Below are 219 nucleotides of genomic sequence, written 5' to 3'. Positions count from 1 at the left end.
TAACCAGCTACCCGAGCCGGAAACTCCATTCTTCCAGAGCCCAAAAAGTCTCAAATCATTCGACGACGGACAGTCCCTCGTCTGCACGATACCGGAGTGGAGGTAGAGATTGTGCGGCATAACGGTCGCACCGAGTATGCCAAGCGCCAGATACAGCATGTCGGGATTCGTGATAATCTCTGTCGTTGGAGCAAAGCCGAGGATCACCTGACCCCAATC

Annotated in this window: 1 protein-coding gene; it reads right to left on the bottom strand. The window is 53.9% G+C overall.

The features are described 5' to 3' along the window. A partial coding sequence (locus DOU54_RS28350; RefSeq protein WP_502695992.1) for a divalent metal cation transporter occupies nt 1-219 on the bottom strand: 219 nt, incomplete at both ends.

The sequence above is a fragment of the Agrobacterium sp. MS2 genome (assembly GCF_003261015.1).
Classification (GTDB): domain Bacteria; phylum Pseudomonadota; class Alphaproteobacteria; order Rhizobiales; family Rhizobiaceae; genus Agrobacterium; species Agrobacterium pusense.
Note: the sequence above shows the minus strand (reverse complement) of the source record. Positions and strands in the feature narration are given on the sequence as shown.